Annotated in this window: 17 protein-coding genes and 1 pseudogene; 7 read left to right on the plus strand and 11 right to left on the minus strand. The window is 58.7% G+C overall.

Annotation, left to right across the window (positions count from 1 at the left end; genetic code table 11):
• Together R6T97_RS17120 and mutY are read right to left on the minus strand one after the other, a co-directional pair.
• Nucleotides 1-247: pseudogene (locus R6T97_RS17120) on the minus strand (alkane 1-monooxygenase); the annotation flags it as partial.
• A 50-nt stretch (nt 248-297) separates the two neighbouring features.
• A complete protein-coding gene (gene mutY, locus R6T97_RS17125) occupies nt 298-1,350 on the minus strand; it encodes an A/G-specific adenine glycosylase (RefSeq protein WP_410350492.1) in 1,053 nt (350 codons plus the stop codon).
• 68 nt (nt 1,351-1,418) lie between these two features.
• Here mutY and R6T97_RS17130 point away from each other — a divergent pair, with 68 nt between their 5' ends.
• From R6T97_RS17130 to R6T97_RS17140, 3 genes are read left to right on the plus strand one after another with little or no spacing between them, the layout of a single operon-like run.
• Complete coding sequence (locus R6T97_RS17130) at nt 1,419-1,937, plus strand: DUF721 domain-containing protein (protein ID WP_410350493.1); 519 nt, start codon at nt 1,419-1,421, stop codon at nt 1,935-1,937.
• A gap of 2 nt (nt 1,938-1,939) precedes the next feature.
• Nucleotides 1,940-2,605 (plus strand): DsbA family protein, encoded by a 666-nt coding sequence (locus R6T97_RS17135; protein ID WP_410350495.1) that lies wholly within the window; start codon nt 1,940-1,942, stop codon nt 2,603-2,605.
• A gap of 10 nt (nt 2,606-2,615) precedes the next feature.
• Nucleotides 2,616-3,737, plus strand: a complete 1,122-nt coding sequence (locus tag R6T97_RS17140) for a CaiB/BaiF CoA transferase family protein (protein ID WP_410350496.1) — start codon at nt 2,616-2,618, stop codon at nt 3,735-3,737.
• Here R6T97_RS17140 and lpxK read toward each other — a convergent pair.
• The 6 genes from lpxK to R6T97_RS17170 all read right to left on the minus strand — a co-directional run bounded on the left by lpxK (nt 3,734) and on the right by R6T97_RS17170 (nt 9,973).
• Complete coding sequence (gene lpxK / locus R6T97_RS17145; RefSeq protein WP_410350497.1) at nt 3,734-4,720, minus strand: tetraacyldisaccharide 4'-kinase; 987 nt, start codon at nt 4,718-4,720, stop codon at nt 3,734-3,736. The genes R6T97_RS17140 and lpxK overlap by 4 nt on opposite strands.
• The gene (locus tag R6T97_RS17150; RefSeq protein ID WP_410350498.1) at nt 4,721-5,917 is read right to left on the minus strand and encodes a 3-deoxy-D-manno-octulosonic acid transferase; all 1,197 of its coding nucleotides are present in this window, start codon (nt 5,915-5,917) and stop codon (nt 4,721-4,723) included.
• Between the two features lie 24 nt (nt 5,918-5,941).
• Complete coding sequence (locus R6T97_RS17155; protein ID WP_410350499.1) at nt 5,942-6,187, minus strand: DUF4170 domain-containing protein; 246 nt, start codon at nt 6,185-6,187, stop codon at nt 5,942-5,944.
• Between the two features lie 48 nt (nt 6,188-6,235).
• Nucleotides 6,236-7,015 (minus strand): 3'(2'),5'-bisphosphate nucleotidase CysQ, encoded by a 780-nt coding sequence (locus tag R6T97_RS17160; RefSeq protein WP_410350500.1) that lies wholly within the window; start codon nt 7,013-7,015, stop codon nt 6,236-6,238.
• Nucleotides 7,002-8,348 carry a TldD/PmbA family protein gene (locus tag R6T97_RS17165; protein WP_410350501.1) on the minus strand — a complete coding sequence of 449 codons (1,347 nt, stop codon included), beginning with the start codon at nt 8,346-8,348 and terminating at the stop codon, nt 7,002-7,004. The genes R6T97_RS17160 and R6T97_RS17165 overlap by 14 nt, the downstream gene beginning before the upstream one ends.
• A 122-nt stretch (nt 8,349-8,470) precedes the next feature.
• Nucleotides 8,471-9,973: a DUF2125 domain-containing protein gene (locus R6T97_RS17170; protein WP_410350502.1), complete on the minus strand. Its 1,503-nt coding sequence runs from the start codon at nt 9,971-9,973 to the stop codon at nt 8,471-8,473.
• A gap of 128 nt (nt 9,974-10,101) precedes the next feature.
• Here R6T97_RS17170 and R6T97_RS17175 point away from each other — a divergent pair, with 128 nt between their 5' ends.
• The 4 genes from R6T97_RS17175 (at nt 10,102) to R6T97_RS17190 (ending at nt 13,348) form a co-directional block, all read left to right on the plus strand.
• Nucleotides 10,102-10,851, plus strand: a complete 750-nt coding sequence (locus tag R6T97_RS17175) for an SDR family oxidoreductase (RefSeq protein ID WP_410350509.1) — start codon at nt 10,102-10,104, stop codon at nt 10,849-10,851.
• Nucleotides 10,848-11,456, plus strand: a complete 609-nt coding sequence (locus R6T97_RS17180; RefSeq protein ID WP_410350503.1) for an enoyl-CoA hydratase/isomerase family protein — start codon at nt 10,848-10,850, stop codon at nt 11,454-11,456. The genes R6T97_RS17175 and R6T97_RS17180 overlap by 4 nt, the downstream gene beginning before the upstream one ends.
• A 157-nt stretch (nt 11,457-11,613) precedes the next feature.
• Complete coding sequence (locus R6T97_RS17185) at nt 11,614-12,786, plus strand: TIGR03862 family flavoprotein (protein WP_410350504.1); 1,173 nt, start codon at nt 11,614-11,616, stop codon at nt 12,784-12,786.
• 343 nt (nt 12,787-13,129) lie between these two features.
• The gene (locus R6T97_RS17190) at nt 13,130-13,348 is read left to right on the plus strand and encodes a hypothetical protein (protein WP_410350505.1); all 219 of its coding nucleotides are present in this window, start codon (nt 13,130-13,132) and stop codon (nt 13,346-13,348) included.
• A 65-nt stretch (nt 13,349-13,413) separates the two neighbouring features.
• Here the strand turns inward: R6T97_RS17190 and holA are convergent, their stop codons facing one another.
• From holA to leuS, 3 genes are read right to left on the minus strand one after another with little or no spacing between them, the layout of a single operon-like run.
• Complete coding sequence (gene holA, locus R6T97_RS17195; RefSeq protein WP_410350506.1) at nt 13,414-14,436, minus strand: DNA polymerase III subunit delta; 1,023 nt, start codon at nt 14,434-14,436, stop codon at nt 13,414-13,416.
• Complete coding sequence (gene lptE, locus R6T97_RS17200) at nt 14,433-14,918, minus strand: LPS assembly lipoprotein LptE (protein ID WP_410350507.1); 486 nt, start codon at nt 14,916-14,918, stop codon at nt 14,433-14,435. Before lptE ends, holA begins: the two co-directional genes overlap by 4 nt.
• Entirely contained in the window at nt 14,908-17,451 is a 2,544-nt protein-coding gene (gene leuS / locus R6T97_RS17205) for a leucine--tRNA ligase (RefSeq protein WP_410350508.1), read from the minus strand. The genes lptE and leuS overlap by 11 nt, the downstream gene beginning before the upstream one ends.
• Nucleotides 17,452-17,723 lie beyond the last annotated feature (272 nt).

Genomic DNA, 17,723 nt, shown 5'->3' on the forward strand with positions numbered 1-17,723 from the left:
GCGTGATCAGCCGATACCAGAAAAGCTGTTCCTCTGGCGTTTCCGGGTCGGGGTTTTCGGTGTTTTTTCCCACGGCATAGTCAAGCCCGGTAAACAGATACCAAGTGGACAACGGCAACAGCGCAATGGCCCAGCCACCTTGTAGCGCAGCAAAAATCGCCAACGGCACAAGACCAAGCGAGAGCCAGAACGGCAACGCATTGAGAAAGCGGTCTTTTCTTGGGGCTTGGGCAATAATCGGGTTCATGGGTCTCCACAGCCTAACTACCATGAGTTTAGAACCGGTAAATACGTTTCTCAATCATCGCGTAGCGTCACATGGGCCAGATCGAACACCTTGCGCATCGCTGTTGGCAGGGCGGCAGGGCTGAACGCATCGGGAAGAAAGAACTGCCCTCGCATTGGTTGTGTGTCGGCATCAGCGCGCACCGTCATGATCCTGAGCCGCAAATGAAAATGCGTAAAGGTATGGCGGGCTTCTTCAGCAAGGACCGCCCACTCTGCCTCGAACGGTGGATCAGGCTTCGGATCGTCACCCCAATCCGATCCCGGCCAACCCAGCATCCCGCCCAGCAACCCGTTTTCGGGGCGCGTTTCCAGCAACCATGCGCCGTCTATGCGCCGCGCGACATAAACGAACCCGTACCGCGTTGGTGTCTTCTTCTTGGGCGTCTTTTTGGGTAACTCTGCCGCCGTTCCGGCAACCCGCGCTGCACAAGGATCACGCCACGGACAAATCCCGCAAGCCGGACTGCGCGGCGTACAGATTGTGGCGCCAAGGTCCATCACGGCTTGCGCATAGTCACCGGGGCGGTTCTGCGGCGTCAATTCTTTTGCTTTCACCGTCAGCTCGGCCTTCGACGCCGGCAACGGCGCGTGGATATCATAAAGACGCGCCATCACACGTTCGACATTGCCGTCCACGACGGTTTCCGACCGGTCAAAGGCAATCGCAGCAACCGCTGCCGCCGTATAGGGGCCAACGCCGGGCAGCGTGAGCAAATCCTCAACGTTATCAGGAAAAACCCCGCCATGATCCGCCATGACAGCCCGCGCACATTTCAACAGATTGCGCGCGCGCGCATAATAGCCAAGCCCCGCCCACGCGGCCATGACATCGGCATCCTCAGCGGCAGCCAGATCGCGGACCGTGGGCCAGAACGATAGAAACTTGCGGTGATAATCACGCACCGCAGCGACGGTGGTTTGCTGCAACATCACCTCTGACATCCAGACGGCGTAAGGATCAGGCAAGACGCCAGCCTTGCGCTCTGCGGGCGGCACGCGCCACGGCATCTCGCGGGCATGCACGTCATACCACGCCAAAAGCTCTGAACTGAGGTCACGCAATATTTATTACCCGTTTCATCCTGCCGCGCAGACTTGGCGCGTCTTTCATCTTAGAGTAGGTCTTAGACATGAAACAGCCACGCCATACCAGCACCACGCGCGGATTTTCCCGTGCGGCGACGTTGATGCAAAGCAATATCCGCAAAGCCAGCGAAGACCGTGGCTTTGCAGTGACCCGCTTGCTCACGCATTGGCCCGAGGTGGTAGGCGAAGCGACCGCAAAAATCGCGACCCCCGTAAACGTCAGTTACGGCAGGGGCGGCATGGGGGCGACGCTCACGCTGCTGACCACGGGCGCGCAGGCCCCTATGCTGGAAATGCAAAAGGAACAGATCCGCGAGAAGGTGAACGCCTGTTATGGCTATCGCGCCATTTCGCGGGTAAGGGTCACGCAAACAGCCCCGACAGGCTTTGCCGATGGGCGGGTGGCATTCGCACCCGCGCCCAAGGTAACGAAAACACCCGACCCCGCGATGCAATCCGCGGCTGAAACCCTATCTGAAAAGGTAGAAAATGAAAAATTGCGGGCGGCGCTGACGGCGCTGGGCGCGAATGTCTTGGCAAAACAAAACACTGATCAGAGGTAGATATGAAACGCAGAACTCTTTTGGCCGCAGGTGGCGGTGCTCTCGTGGCTTTGGGCGCTGGCTGGACACTGACACGGCCCGACCCGCAAACGGGGCTTCTGCCCGGGGCCGCCTATGCCCAAAGCACGGACGGCGCGGCGCCCGAAGTGATCGAAATGGTGCAGGGTAACCCCGATGCGGCAGTCGAAGTGATAGAATACGCGTCCTTCACCTGTCCGCATTGTGCAACCTTCCACGCCAACCAGTATCAGGAGTTGAAGGAAAACTACATCGACACGGGGCAGATCAAATTCATCTACCGTGAAGTCTATTTCGACCGTCCCGGCCTTTGGGCATCCATGATTGCGCGGTGCAGCAATGATACCAACTTCTTCTTTGCCTTCTCAGAGCTACTTTATGCAGAACAGCGCGCATGGCTCGCCTCCGGCGATCCTGCTGTCATCATCGAAGATTTGCGCCGTCTGGCCAAGACTGCCGGTCTGGACGACGCGACACTCGATGCCTGCTTGAGCGATGGTGCAAAAGCCGAAGCCCTGTTCACATGGTATCAGGAGAATGCAGAGCGTGACGCGATCAACTCGACCCCGACATTCATGATCGATGGCACCCAGTATTCCAATATGGCCTATGACGAGTTCGCTGATATTCTGGATGGCAAGCTGGGCTGAAAGATATCAGATGCAGCCTCTTGCAGGCCTCAAAGTTGTAGAATTGGCGCGGGTCCTTGCGGGCCCGCTTGCCGGTCAGACCCTCGCTGATCTTGGCGCCGAGGTAATCAAGGTCGAAAGCCCACAAGGCGATGACACCCGCCAGTGGGGCCCCCCCTTCGTCGATCATGACGGCGAAAAGAGTGCAGCGTATTTCCACTGCTGCAATCGCGGCAAGAAATCCGTCGTCATCGACTTTCGCACGGCTGAGGGCCAAGCGCAGGTCCGCAAGCTGGTCGCCGATGCCGATATCCTGATCGAGAACTTCAAGGTGGGCGGTTTGGCCAAATACGGGTTGGATTATGACAGCCTGTCCACCATGAACCCCCGCCTGATCTATTGTTCGATCACCGGGTTCGGACAGGATGGCCCTTACGCCAAACGCGCTGGCTATGATTACATCATCCAAGGCATGTCCGGGCTTATGTCCGTCACCGGACCACCCGACGGGCAACCCCAAAAGGTCGGCGTGGCCGTCACAGATATTTTCACGGGCATTTACGCCTGCACAGGCATCCTTGCCGCCGTGCACCAACGCCAGACGACCGGCAAAGGCCAGCAGATCGATATGGCGCTGATGGATGTGGCGACCGCCGTGATGACTAATCAGGCGATGAACTATCTCGCAACAGGGGACGCACCCAAACGAATGGGCAATGCCCATCCCAATATTGTACCCTATCAGGTCTTTGATTGCGCCGATGGCTATATCATCGTCGCCAGCGGGAATGACGGGCAATACCAGCATTTTTGCAAACTCTTGGGTGTTCCAGAGCTTGCCCTTGATCCCGAATATGCCACCAATACGGCACGCCTGACCAATCGGGATAGATTGACAGAGGCTTTGACAGCCAGAACGCGGCACTGGACCAAGACAGACCTGCTGGCCGCCTGCGAAGCGCATGGTGTCCCCGCAGGTCCGATCAACAACCTGGAAGAAACCTTCGCAGACCCACAGGTGATCCATCGCGGTATGCGCGTCGACCTTGATGGTATCCCGTCCGTCCGCCTTCCGATCACGTTTTCAGATGCAGACGCGAGCGCAAAAACCGCCTCGCCGAAACTGGGCGCAGACCAGGACTTGCTGGATTAAAGCCCCAGCCGGTCAAAGGCCGCATCCACCGGCCCCCAATCCACCAGTTGCAAACGCACCGGCAGCGTCAGCACCTTCATGCGAAAGCTGTCGGGCAGACGCACCGCATCTTTTTCGGTCGTGACCAACTGGGCCTTGCGCGCCACTGCCTCGATCTCGAGACGCTTCATGAGGGCATCGGTGAGCGGTTGATGATCGCCCAGCGCTTCGGCCCGTACCAAGGTCGCACCCATATCGCGCAACGTAACGAAAAACTTTTCGGGATGCCCGATTCCGGCAAAGGCCAAAAGCTTCAGATCGCGCCAAGGCATACCGGTTGGCAGCGGCGCCAGATGCCCGACAAGATGAGGCACGTCAAAACCCCAGCGTCCCGCGAAACGGTCCTGCGCATCCGGTGGCCCGATGGAAAGCACCAGGTCGGCGCGTTTCATTCCGGCGGAAACACTCTCTCGCAGCGGTCCCGCAGGAATGACACGCCCGTTTCCAAAGCCGCGCATGGCATCGACCACGACGATCGACACATCCTTGGCCACATCCGGGTTCTGAAACCCGTCGTCCATCAGGATCACATCCGCGCCCGCCTCCTGCGCCGCTTTGACGCCGGCGGCACGGTCCTTGGCAACCCATGTGGGTACAAAGGCAGCAAGCAAAAGCGGCTCATCACCTGTTTGATGGGCCTTGTGGGTGCGTTCATCCACCCGAACCGGCCCCTCAAGATTTCCGCCATACCCGCGCGACACGACATGCGGGGTATGCCCGCGGTTTTTCAGCCGTTCGATCAATGCTATCGTCGTTGGCGTTTTACCCGTTCCTCCTGCATTGATGTTGCCAATGCAAATCACAGGCACATCTGCGTCGAACTTTGGCGCCTGACGCACCCGACGCGCAGTCATCGCCTCGTAAAGCAGCGCCAATGGAGCCAACAGCCGCGCTGCCAAGGCCGGTTGATCCGCTAGGCTGAACCAAAACAACGGCGCGCGCATCTATCGTACCAGTTCTTCCAGCCGCAGCTGGATAAATGCAACGATCCGGTTCGTCACGGCTGCCCCGCGCGATGTGACATCCCAAGCGGCATGTGCCAGCCTTGCGGTCTTGTCTGCCGCCAAAAGATTTTCCACGGTGGGCCCAAGGTCGGACGCCGACCGGATCAACCGCGAGGCAGCTGCCGCGTTCAGGCGCGCTGCATGGCGCTGGAACGGTGCCACTTGCGGGCCGTAAAGCACGGCTGACCCAAGCGCCGCTACCTCGAACGGGTCACGGCAGCCCCCGCCATCCAGCGTACCGCCCAGATAGGTTATCGGTGCGATGCGATACCAAAGGCCAAGCTCTTCATCGGTATCCACGACATAGACCTGCGTGATTTCCGTTGGTTCCGGCTCCGATGACCGTAGCGCTACATTGAACCCGTATTTTGTCAATTCCCCGGCAATATGGGACGCCATAACCTGATGCTTTGGAACGAAAATCAGCAGGAGCCGATGGGCGCGTCTGCTGGCGACTTGTTGGGCGCGGGCTATGTCCTTGGATTCGTTCAAAGAGGCAGCAGCCGCCAGCCACACAGGGCGGGTCCCGATTGCCGCGGCGATCTTGCTGCGTTGGATTTCATTGCAGGGCAGAGTTGGCGCACAGTCCTCCATCGCGCCTGTCACCAAGACGGTTTCGGCAGGTGTCCCCGCATGGATAAGCCGGTCGGCGGCGTTTTGGTCCAGCGCGAAAACTGCTTCAAATTGGGACAGCAGCGACCGCATCGCACCCGGCACCCATGTGCCGGCAACATCATCAAGCCCTTCAGCCGATGCATCGACGAACATCATCGATATATCGGCTTTGCGCATTTCGGCCAGCAAGATGGGATCAAGGTCCCCCCTGACCCAAACACTCAACACAGGCTGCCAGTGGGCAATGAATTTGCGTATCCCGGCGCGGCCCTGCGGCTCTGGCAAGGCGCGGTCCACAAAGGCCGGATTCCAGTCCATGAGCGTTGCGATGACATGGACAGGATCGCCGTCTTCCGAAAGCTTCCGGTCGAGCGTTTCGACGGCCGTCAGTTGATCGGGATGGCTGCACCGCGCCCAGATGATTGTCCCCTCGGGGCGGGGCGGCTGTTCCGTCGGAATCTTGGGACGCTCAGGCGACCCAAGGTTCGCCAGATAGGCTGCAATTGCAAGGGATCGTACCATTTTGCGATCCTAACGCCCCCTGTCTCAGCTTTCGAGCTCTTCGGTGGGCGACGCTTCTATTTTCTCATCCCGGAGCCGGTGAATATGCGCGATGAAGTACCGCATATGTGCGTTATCGACGGTGCGTTGGGCAGCCGCCTTCCATGCGTTGTAGGCGGATTCGTAATCGGGAAACATGCCCACGATGTCGATCGCGTCGATATCCTTGAAGGCGTTCTTGCTGGGGTCGATAAGCTCGCCACCAAAGACGAGGTGCAGGCGCTGTGTCATGGGAATACCTTTGTGAATAATGTCGTTGCGGGCAGTCTAGGGCTTTGCCTATCCCGGCTCAAGCCGTGCCAGCAGGTCAGCATGCAATGCGGAACCGGCAGCAAGCACACCCGGCACAAGCGGGTGACTGTTGTTGAAGCAAAGAGGCGCGCCATGTTGATCGGTAACCGTTCCGCCTGCCTCTTCGATGATCAGCGCACCGGCGGCAATGTCCCATTCCCAACTGGGGCGCAGCGTGATCATCCCGTCAAAGCGCCCTTGCGCCACAAGGCTTAATCGATACGCCAAAGAGGAGCGGAACACACGTTTGATCGGCGGCAGCACACCTCCGGCCCAGAACCGACCGTCAAAATTCCACTTTGCACCCAAAATAGTCGCGTCTTGGATCGGCGCACATGTTACAGTGATCGTCCCGCCATTCAGCGTCGCCCCACCACCTTTGCTGGCGGCAAACATCAAGTCTCGCATCGGCAGATAGACAGCCGCCGCGACAGGGACCCCATCTTCACTAACGGCAAGCGAATGCGCCCAATCCTTGCTGCCGTCGATAAACGCGCGCGTGCCGTCTATCGGATCGATAATAAACTGGCGTTTCGTATCGAGCCGGGCCGCGTTGTCTTCGGTTTCCTCCGACAGCCAGCCATAATCGGGCCGCGCCGCTTGCAGAAACCCCTCCAGCATGGCGTTCACGGCAAGGTCACCAGCAGTCACCGGCCCGGCTCCGTTCGGTTTATGGGTCACGTCAGGATCTTGCTGGAAATACTGTTTCGCAATGTCACCGGATCGGCGGGCCGCCTCTACCAGCAGCGCGAGATCAGTCTCCGGCAAGGGTCAGCCCCTCGACCAGCAAAGACGGAACAACCCGCGACAAATACATGCGTGCATCATTTGCCGGCACGATCGTCTTGAGCATATCGCGCAGATTACCCGCGACGGTACATTCGTTCACGGGATAGGTGATTTCACCATTCTCTATCCAGAAACCTGCCGCGCCGCGCGAATAGTCACCCGTATTCGGGTTGATGGTCGAGCCGATCATGGATGTGACCAGAAGCCCGGTCCCCATCTCCTTGATCAGATCATCCCGCGATTTGTCACCTTGGGTCAGCGCCACATTCGTCAGGCTTGGCTGTGGTGGCGAGCCGGTGCCGCGCGCGGCGTTCGCGGTGCTCTGCATTCCCAGTTTGCGACCTGTGGAAAGATCCAGGGTCCAGCCCGTCAACACGCCATCATCCACAATTGCCCGCTGTGCAGTCGGCAACCCTTCTGCATCAAACAGGCGCGATCCGGTAACGCGGGTGCGATGCGGGTCTTCGATCACAGACAGGCCCTTTGGCAAAACCTGTGCACCCAAAGCATCCCGTAGCCAGCTGGACCCGCGTGCGATCATCATTCCGTTCGTGGCTTGAAGCAAGCTGCCGATCAATGTGCTGGCAACACGTTCGTCAAACAGCACGGGAAATGCGCCTGTCTTTGGCCGCTTCGCTCCCGCACGTTCCACGGCCCGTTCCGCCGCAATGCGTCCGATCTCTTCGGCATCGCGCAGATCGGCCTGAAAGACGCGGCTGTCATAATCATAGTCGCGCTCCATCCCTGTGCCTGTTCCGCTGATGGCAACACATGACAGGCCGCGATCACTGCGGGCATAACCGGCAGAGAACCCGTTTGTTGCGGCAAGATGAATACGCCGGCGGCCATAGCCTGCGGACGCGGATTGGACCTGACTTACGCCCTTGTTGCGCAAGGCCGCGGCTTCGGCGCGCATCGCATCCTCCTGCAACATGGCAGGATCCGGTTCATCGCTGGGGTCAAACAACTCCAGACCTTCTGTCGCGGTGTTCGTCGCCAGTTGCGACGGTTCGGCCAAGCCCGCATGAGGGTCTTCGGGCGCTTCCCTTGCCATCGCGACCGCACGCGCGGCCATCTGGATGAGCGTTTCCGGTTTTGTATCAGAAGACGACACGCAGGCCTGCCGCTGACCGACGAACACGCGCAAGCCAATGTCGATCCCTTCGGACCGTTCTGCCTGCTCTAACGCCCCTTCGCGCACGCTGATCGAAAGGGATGTGCCATCCACGGCAATCGCATCGGCCGCATCGGCACCGGCACCTTTGGCCGCTTGCAATATCTGATCGGAAAGGTCGGAAAGTGATTGGGTCATCGGGTATCCTTTGCTTGATCAAAGACCTAGTGCGCCGGGGTAAGGCCCGCAAGGCCAAGGCACCGGACAAAAGAAAGGGGCGCAGATGTTTCCACCTGCGCCCCGTCCTTCAACTAAATCATTCAGCGCACACGATTGCCATTCACATTGACCTGACCATTGGGCAGGACTTTGACTGCTGTCTCCATCGTGTCGTCACCGGTGGAGCGGGCAAACATGCCCATCATCATCCGGACACCCATGACGTCCTGCTCAGGGACCAAGCCTATTGCGACAAGATTATCCAGCAAAGCATTAAAGCCCGTGATCTCGACCAAGGCGCCACCTTCGGGGCGCGGCATCGGCGCAAAGCTCTGCATATCGCTGTTATCGAACGTGAATGCACCGTCGCCGGTGATTTTCACGCCAGCGGCGTCGACATTCAGCCGGTCAATCGAAACAGATTCCAGTTCATAAGGCATTTCTGCGTTGTTCATTGCGTCCTGCTGTTCAGGATCGAACATATCAAACAGCGCCCTCGCCTTACCGCTGATCGCCAGTTGGATCGTTGCCGGGTCACGCGGCAACACATTACCCGCATCAAACAAATTCCAGACCGCGTCACTTATGCTCAGGTCGATCAGGTCGAAACCGACGGCGAAATCCGAGGGCTCACCCGCAGCACCTGTCGGCATCCGGAAGTCGATACCATACTCTGCAAGGTTGATTTCAATCGGCAATGGCAGGTCCCCCGAAACGAGGATCAGCCCGATATCGTTGGTGTTCGAGGCGTAACCGACAGCGCTGCTGTTCATCTCGCCAGTCAGCGTCGAAGACCCCATGGTGATCGAACCGGAAGCCTGATCACCCTCGGCATTGATGTCGAAGACATAGTCGGAACTATCAATCGTGTAACCACCTGCAATCGCGAAACCTTCGTTGATCAAGCTATCGGGATCTTCAAAATCCGCGTCCAGTGGAACAGTCATCTCGGCCTGCGTGGTCAGGCCCACAATTTTTCCGCCACCAGTGACATATTCACCGTTCCCACCGGGAACCTGGAAATCGACCAGAATATCGACAGAGCTGATCGAGCCCCCGTAAGAGATATTGCGCAGATCGTCGACAGTTGTGGCGTAGGCCAGATCGACGCCGTTCATCGCGATTTCCGCATCGCCCGTAAACGTCACATCGCCATCCACCACGTCTTGCAGCGCAATCTTGTACTGATCGGCGGTGATGTCATAATCCAGCGCGTCAGCGTCGCCACTGACGATCATCTCCATGTTCTGCTGGCTGACCATGAGCGTGATCACCACGCCATCCTCGCCCGTCACAACCACAGGATAGCTTTCGGCCATCGTCACGCGCACCGTGCCGTCAGACTGTTCGTTGAACGTGATCGCACTCATCAGAACCTCGGCGCTCACGTCTTCGTCAGAGACACGCAGTCCAAGGCCACGGACGGTCAGAACACCGCTCGATGTCTCTTCGGAACCAATGGTCAGATTGTCTTCGCCATAAAGGGACAACTGTGCTTTCCAGTCCTCCCAGACTTGCGCGGCCGTCACTTCGGCTTGTGCTGCACTGCCAGCAAGCAAAGCGGCGAGGCAAACGGCGCTGCGCATTCCAGTGGAATATGTCATGGGTAATCCCTTTCGTTATGTCTCTTTCAGAATGCACCCCGGCTTTCTAATATGGGCCAACGGGTGCTACTTTCGATTCAGTACGTAGCTCTCTAAACCATAGCCTGAAAGGGACAGTCGTGGAAAACATCAATTTAGTCGGGAAAACCGTACTTATAACCGGGGCCAGCCGTGGAATAGGCGAAGCTGCCGCCTATGCCTTTGCCCAAGCAGGTGCAAATGTCGGGCTGATCGCCCGCAGCACTGATGCGATCGCCGAAATTGCCGGCAAGATCGGCGAGAAGGCGCTTGCCATTCCGTGCGATGTGTCCCGCTACTCGGACGTGGCATCGGCAGTCGCCGCCACCGCACAGACCTTTGGCGGGCTGGACGTGCTGATCAACAATGCCGGAGTCGTCGACCCGATCGGCCATCTGCAGGATACCGATCCGGCGGCTTGGTCACGCACGATCGACATCAACGTCAAGGGTGTGATGCACGGCATGCACGCTACGATGCCGGGGATGATCGCGCAGGGGCATGGCACGATCATCAATATCTCGTCCGGAGCGGCGCATGGCCCGGTCGAAGGCTGGACGGCTTACTGCAGTTCCAAGGCGGCAGCCTATATGCTGACACGCGCGGCAGACAAAGAATCGCGCGACAAGGGCCTGCGCATCATGGGGCTGTCACCGGGTACGGTCGCCACCCAGATGCAGCGCAAGATCAAGGCATCGGGGATCAATCCTGTCAGCCAGCTTGACTGGTCCGAGCATATCCCGCCCGAATGGCCCGCACAGGCACTTGTATGGATGTGTACCCCCGAGGCGGACGCCTATCTTGGCGATGATATCAGCCTGCGCGACGAAGATATTCGCCAGAAGGTCGGCCTTGTATGATTCACTGCGATAAGGACGGTGACACGTGGACCGTCACGATTGACCGCCCCGACAAGGCGGGTGCCTTGACCCGCGAGATGCTGACCGAACTCGCCGACATCGCCGGGGCGGCACAGGTGGCCAAGCTCTTTATCCTGACAGGTACCGCCAGCGTGTTCAGCGCCGGTGCCGACCTTGACGCAGCGCGTGCGGGTCTTGCCACAGATCCGGTCTGGGAACGGCTATCGCAGGCGATCACCGACTTGCCGGGGCTCAGCATTGCGGCGCTGAACGGAACTGTCGCAGGGGGTGCATTAGGCATGGTTCTGGCCTGTGACCTGCGCATTGCGGTCGCCAAGGCCAAATTCTTTTATCCCGTTATGAAGCTGGGGTTTCTGCCGCAATCTTCCGACCCCAAGCGCCTTGTTGCCTTGATCGGGCCGGCACGCGCGAAACTGATCCTGATGGCGGGACAAAAGATCACCGCTGAACAGGCCCGCGACTGGGGCCTCGTTGATCAGGTCGTTGAAGTCGATACATTGCAGGAAACAGCACGCGCACTGGGTGCAGACGTGTTGTCAGCCACGCCCGCACACATCGCTGCAATCAAGGGAATGACAGCTTAAACTTGCCTATGCGGTTTGCGCGGACCAGAAAAACTCGATCAGGATAGGGACAGCCCCTCATGCAAGTAACGATACAGATGGATCAGGCGCGGGCGCAAGACTGGCTTTTGTCGTCACCAACGTGGTCTCGATTCGCCTTGCAGGGCCAGATGACGACGTGACAGATGCAATCGTCATCGGTGCAGGCCCTGCCGGATTGATGGCGGCAGAGCAACTGGGCAAAGCGGGCCTGTCGGTGACAGTGGCAGACGCAATGCCCTCGGTGGGGCGCAAATTCCTGATGGCTGGCAAATCAGGGCTGAACATCACGAAGGCAGAGCCAGACAAGGCGTTTCTTGCCGCCTATGGCGAACAACAGCCAACGGCCCTTGCAGCGGCGCTGGCGCAATTCGGTCCTGACGAAGTGATCGCATGGGCCGAAGGTCTGGGTCAGCCTGTCTTCACCGGCTCAACCGGGCGTGTCTTTCCGACTGTCATGAAGGCCTCGCCGCTCCTGCGGGGATGGTTGGCCCGTCTTGTAGGTTTGGGGGTCAGGATAGAAACCCGCTGGCGCTGGGACGGCTGGCGCAACGACGCCCTGATCTTTGAAACACCCGCAGGCATCAAGGAGGCCACACCGCAGGTGACGGTCCTTGCGTTAGGTGGTGCAAGTTGGGCGCGCCTTGGGTCGAACGGGCAATGGGCCGCACATCTGGCCGAAAGTATCGCCCCGTTCCAGCCTGCAAACATGGGGTTTGTCGTTCAATGGTCTGACCACATGGCCCCCTATTTGGGGTCACCGGTAAAATCAGTCGCACTCACCGCGGGCAACCGGACATCGCGTGGCGAATTCATCATATCGGAACGCGGGATCGAAGGTGGCGGGGTCTACAGCGTATCGCAGGCCATGCGCGACGGAGCGACGCTCACGCTTGATCTGAAACCGGACTGGTCGCTTGAGAGAACCCGTAGCGCACTGAACAAGCCGCGCGGCAAGGCAAGCCTGTCAAATCACCTGCGCAAGGTGCTGAAATTCACAGCGGTCCAGACCGCGCTCCTCTCCGAATTCGGGCGACCTTTCCCAGACGATCTTGCAGCCCTGATCAAGGCCCTGCCCTTCACGCACCATGGCCCGCGCCCCATGGACGAAGCGATTTCGACTGCCGGGGGGCTGCAATTCGAGTATCTGACAGATGACTTGATGATCAGGCAGAAACCGGGGGTGTTTTGCGCAGGCGAAATGCTTGATTGGGAGGCGCCGACCGGTGGATATCTCATCACAGGTTGCCTCGCGACGGGGCGATTGGCCGGTTCATCAGCCGCGCGCTTCCTGAAACCTTTGTCGACGTGAAGTCCCGTACGACATAGCCGTTTCATCGCAATTCGATGGTCGGGAATGTTGCAATTTTACACCGTCAACGATGCCGATGTGCGTGTAAATAGAAGAGGTTTCCACCAAAACACCAGATCGCGCCTTGCCGAAGAGACGGTAAGTGTCGGTATTATATAAATAAAAAAACACACCTCGTACCGGCATCAAATCGAGACACCACAAATGTCGTATCGTCAGGCAAATCACATTCGATGTAATCAGTTTTCACCCCTAGGATTTACGGCCAATCCCTGATTCAGTGCGTTTATGCGATCAGGTCACGTTTTGGCAGGATCGCCCTGTGCATGAATGGAGTATCACTATGCGCCTTACAACAACACTTGCCGCTGCTGCTGCGCTTGCAGTTTCCGGCGTAGCCGCCACCGCTGGTGGTATGGCCAACGAAGTCATGGAAGCGCCGGTTCTCGTAGTTGAGCCAGCACCTGCACCAGCAGCATCTTCCGTCAGCCCGACATATATCGTTCTCGGTGTGCTTGCTGCACTCTTGATCGCTGCAGCCGTTGACGCTGAAGACAACTAAAGCGACCGTTAATCAAATCTGACGGTCTTGATTTGAAGGCAGGCCAACGGCCTGCCTTTTTCCGTTCAACGCCGCGCCATCATGGCAAGCCGGATCAACACCCGCTCCATCAATGCATTTGGCGGTGCCGTATTGGCAGATCGCAATTGCAGATCAACATCCGTCAAAGCGGTCAGCGCCTTTTCCAGCCGGTCGCGCCCCCAAAGGCTTGCCTGCTGGACAATCTTGTCGCGGCGCGGCCCGAAAGCCGGTGGTCTGAGCCTGCCAACCCCTGCTGCCGGCCCACCCGGATCAGACGCCACCACATGCAGTCTGCGAAAATGACGCATCGCACCGATACTAAGCGTCACCGGCGTGACGCCTTGCGCATAAAGGTTGCGCAACAAAGGCCCCAGCCGATCCGCCTGCCCGGTCGTCACGATCTCAAGCACATCATCCACATCGACCTCAGCCGATTGCGGAGCATTCGCCATGACATCCGCGATGGAAAGCGGGCTGTCATCGCCATCCTTGTAAAGGCTTATCTTCTCGATTGTCTGCCTGAAGTCACCGGGTTCCAGATTGTTGGCCAGCGATACCAAAGTGTCCATCACATCCCGTTCCGGCTGTGAAACCCCTGCATCCTTCAGCGCCTGCTCTACGTCGGCAATCGTCGGAGGATCGTCATAAAGACCGATGGAAACAGCATTTTTATGCGCCTCCACGACTTTCCGAAGCGCCGATTTTGCAGTCAACTGTCCCGCCGTGATGACAAGCTGTGCATCGCCGGACCGCCAATCCGCCAAAGTTGCCGCGACGATCTTGGACAGGCCGTCCGTGGCATCCTCGACAAAGGCGACGCGGTGGCCCGGAAAGAACCCCTGCGACTTGATCGCATCATCCAGCAACGCCGGGTCCTTGCGCAAATCTGCGGCGCTGATCCGGGTCAGGCGCATTTCCTCTTCACCCTGCGGACCCACCAGCGCAGTAATCACTTTCTGACGCATATCCGCCACGCGCATCGTATCCGCACCGAAAATCAGCAACGCGGTATGGGACGGGTCTGGTTGACGGAAATAAGTCTTTGCAGCGGCCCCTGTCAGCTTCATAGAAGTTGTCCGTCTGACAGGATCAGTAGACGGCTGACAATCAGATCGGCAAGGATGATAGACAACCGCGCCTCTGCGTCATCGCGTGTGGATTGCGTGGCGATGGTCGATGCGCTGGCAGAGTAGCTGGTAAAAGCCTCGACCTCACCATTGTGGATCACCTGACCGCTGTCCGCCATCCTGAGCAACCATGTCGCCGTGCCGATGACATTGAACCGTGATATATCCCCGCCCGAGGTGATCGCCGCCGAACGCTGGCTGGAGCGTACATTGGTCACCAATACAAACTGTGGTGTAGCACTCCGGCCAAGCCGCGCTTCCAGCCGTTCGCGCAGCCGGAAACCCGCAACACTCTGATCCGTCTCAAAGGCGACGCGCCCGCGCAGACCGGCATTCTCGCCATAGATCGGCGCAAAGCCACACCCCGCCAGCCCCATCAATCCAATGAGCATCATACGGCGGGGGATCAGATCAGATGACAATGTTCACAATCCGGCCAGGCACAACGATCAGCTTTTTGGGTGCGGCACCGCCAAGGGCATTCTGCACGACTTCCAGCGCCATCGCGGCGTCTTCAACGGCTTGCTTGGATGCATCCGCAGCAACTTGTATCTCAGCACGGCGCTTGCCGTTGATCTGGATCGGCATTGTGACGGTATCCTCGACCAACATAGCCTCATCCGCGACAGGCCAAGGTGCATTTGCAATCAGCCCTTCACCGCCCAGCATTGCCCAGATTTCCTCTGACAGGTGCGGTGTCATCGGCGACATCAACTGCGCCAGCACCTTGGCGGCCTGTTTCTTGGCCGTTCCGCCCGCCTTGGATTTGGCCAGCACGTTGGTAAAGGCGTAAAGCTTGGCAATCGCGGCGTTGAAACCAAATGATTCCACACCCATCGTCACATCGTGGATCGCCTTGTGCATGGCGCGCAGCAGATCATCGTCGTCTGTTCCCGCACTGTCATCCATCGCCGCAATATCTGTCGCCACGCGATGCACGCGGTTGAGGTGTTTATAGGTCGCCTCCGCACCCGAGGCGGTCCATTCCACGTCGCGTTCGGGCGGGCTGTCGGACAGGACGAACCAACGGGCGGTGTCTGCGCCGTATTTGGCCAGAATGTCATCGGGATCGACGACGTTCTTCTTGGATTTCGACATCTTGGCGGATGGGATGATTTCGACCTCGGTGCCATCGGCAAGTTTTCCGTCCGCTACCTCCTCGGGCAGATGATAGACGGGGCGGCCCTTTGCATCGCGGGTCTGATAAATCTCGTGCGTCACCATGCCTTGCGTGAACAGCGCGTCAAACGGCTCTTTCGCACTCGCGGGCAAATGCCCTGTCATATGCATCGCACGCGCAAAGAAGCGGCTGTAAAGCAGGTGCAAAATGGCATGTTCGATCCCGCCGATATACTGGTCGACGTTCATCCAATAGGCCGCATCATCCAGATTGGTCGGCGTGTCGGCATCAGGTGCCGTGAAGCGGGCATAATACCATGACGAATCCACGAAGGTATCCATCGTATCGGTTTCACGCTGGGCGGGCTTGCCGCAAGAGGGGCAAGCACAGTCGCGCCATGTCGGGTGGCGATCCAGCGGGTTGCCGGGGACATCAAATGTCACGTCATAGGGCAGTTCAACGGGCAGGTTTTCTTTCTTCTCGGGCACCACACCGCAAGCGTCACAATGGACCACGGGAATGGGGCAACCCCAGTACCGCTGGCGGCTTAGCCCCCAGTCGCGCAGGCGGAACTTGGTGACGCCTTCGCCGATGCCATGCGCCTCGCAGAATGCAATCGCGGTCGCGATGCCTTCCTCGCCGGTCTGCTCGGTTTCACCGGCAAAGCCGCGGATATAGATCACCGGCTCGGACTTGGGGGGCACATAGGCATCGCCGCCATCCTCTGGCAGGGTGATGCCCTCGTCTTTGACGGGCGCAAAGGTGCTGATGACAGGCAGACCATACTTGCGCGCGAAATCCAGATCGCGCTGGTCATGGGCGGGGCAGCCGAAAATCGCGCCGGTGCCATAGTCCATCAGGATGAAATTCGCGATATAGACAGGCAGATCGGGCTGGCCTTCCAGCGGATGCTTGACCGTCAGGCCCGTGTCATAGCCCAGCTTTTCGGCCTTTTCGATGGCTTCGGCGGTGGTGCCACCCTTGCGGCACGCGGCACAGAAAGCGGCGATCTTGTCGTCCTTCGCCTCAAGCTCTTTCGCCAGCGGATGATCGGGGGAAATGCCCACGAAAGACGCGCCCATCAACGTATCGGGGCGGGTCGTATAAACCGCGATCTCGCCGCCATCGGTGCGTTCAAAGGCAAATTGCAAGCCGCGCGATTTGCCGATCCAGTTGGCCTGCATCAGCTTGACCTTGGCGGGCCAGTTATCCAGCGTATCCAGCGCGTCCAGCAGTTCTTCGGAATAGTCGCTGATCTTGAAGAACCATTGCACCAGTTCGCGGCGTTCCACCTCGGCGCCAGAGCGCCAGCCCTTGCCGTCGATCACCTGTTCGTTGGCCAGCACGGTCATATCGACAGGGTCCCAGTTCACCACGGCTTTCTTGCGGTAAATCAGGCCCTTGGACAGGAAATCAATGAACAGGGCCTGCTGCTGGCCGTAATATTCAGGGTCGCAGGTGGCAAATTCGCGGCTCCAGTCAATCGACAGGCCCAGCGGTTTCATCTGCGCCTTCATGTCGGCGATATTGCCGTAGGTCCAGTCCTTGGGGTGCCCGCCCGAGGCCATTGCCGCATTTTCGGCGGGCATACCAAAGGCATCCCAGCCCATCGGGTGCAGGACCGCGTGACCTGTCGCCAGCTTGTAGCGCGCGATCACATCGCCCATCGTATAGTTGCGCACATGGCCCATGTGGATTCGGCCCGACGGATAGGGGAACATTTCCAGCACGTAATACTTGGGCTTGTCCGCGCTGCGACGGGCCTCGAATGTCCGGGCGTCCGCCCATTGATCCTGCCATTTTGCTTCAATCGCAGCGGGGGAATATGTGGTCATCGTGTCGGTCTTTCAAATTTAGCAAAACGCCGGGCGGTGGGCGCGGCGCCATTCATAATCTGGCTTGGACCCAATGGCTATAGGGTGCTGTCACAAACGGCTTGGCACAAAAGCAAAGAGCGACCCCAAAGGGCCGCTCCCGCTTTTTCAGATCGTTCTGCTTCGCTTAGAAGGAGAAGGATACTTCAACAGTTGTACCTGGCAGGTACTCTGGATCACCGATCTCGTCGTTCTGATCGTCGCCTTCGTCGTCTGCATAGGAAACGAGCACT

The organism is Yoonia sp. (assembly GCF_046498525.1).
Lineage (GTDB): Bacteria > Pseudomonadota > Alphaproteobacteria > Rhodobacterales > Rhodobacteraceae > Yoonia.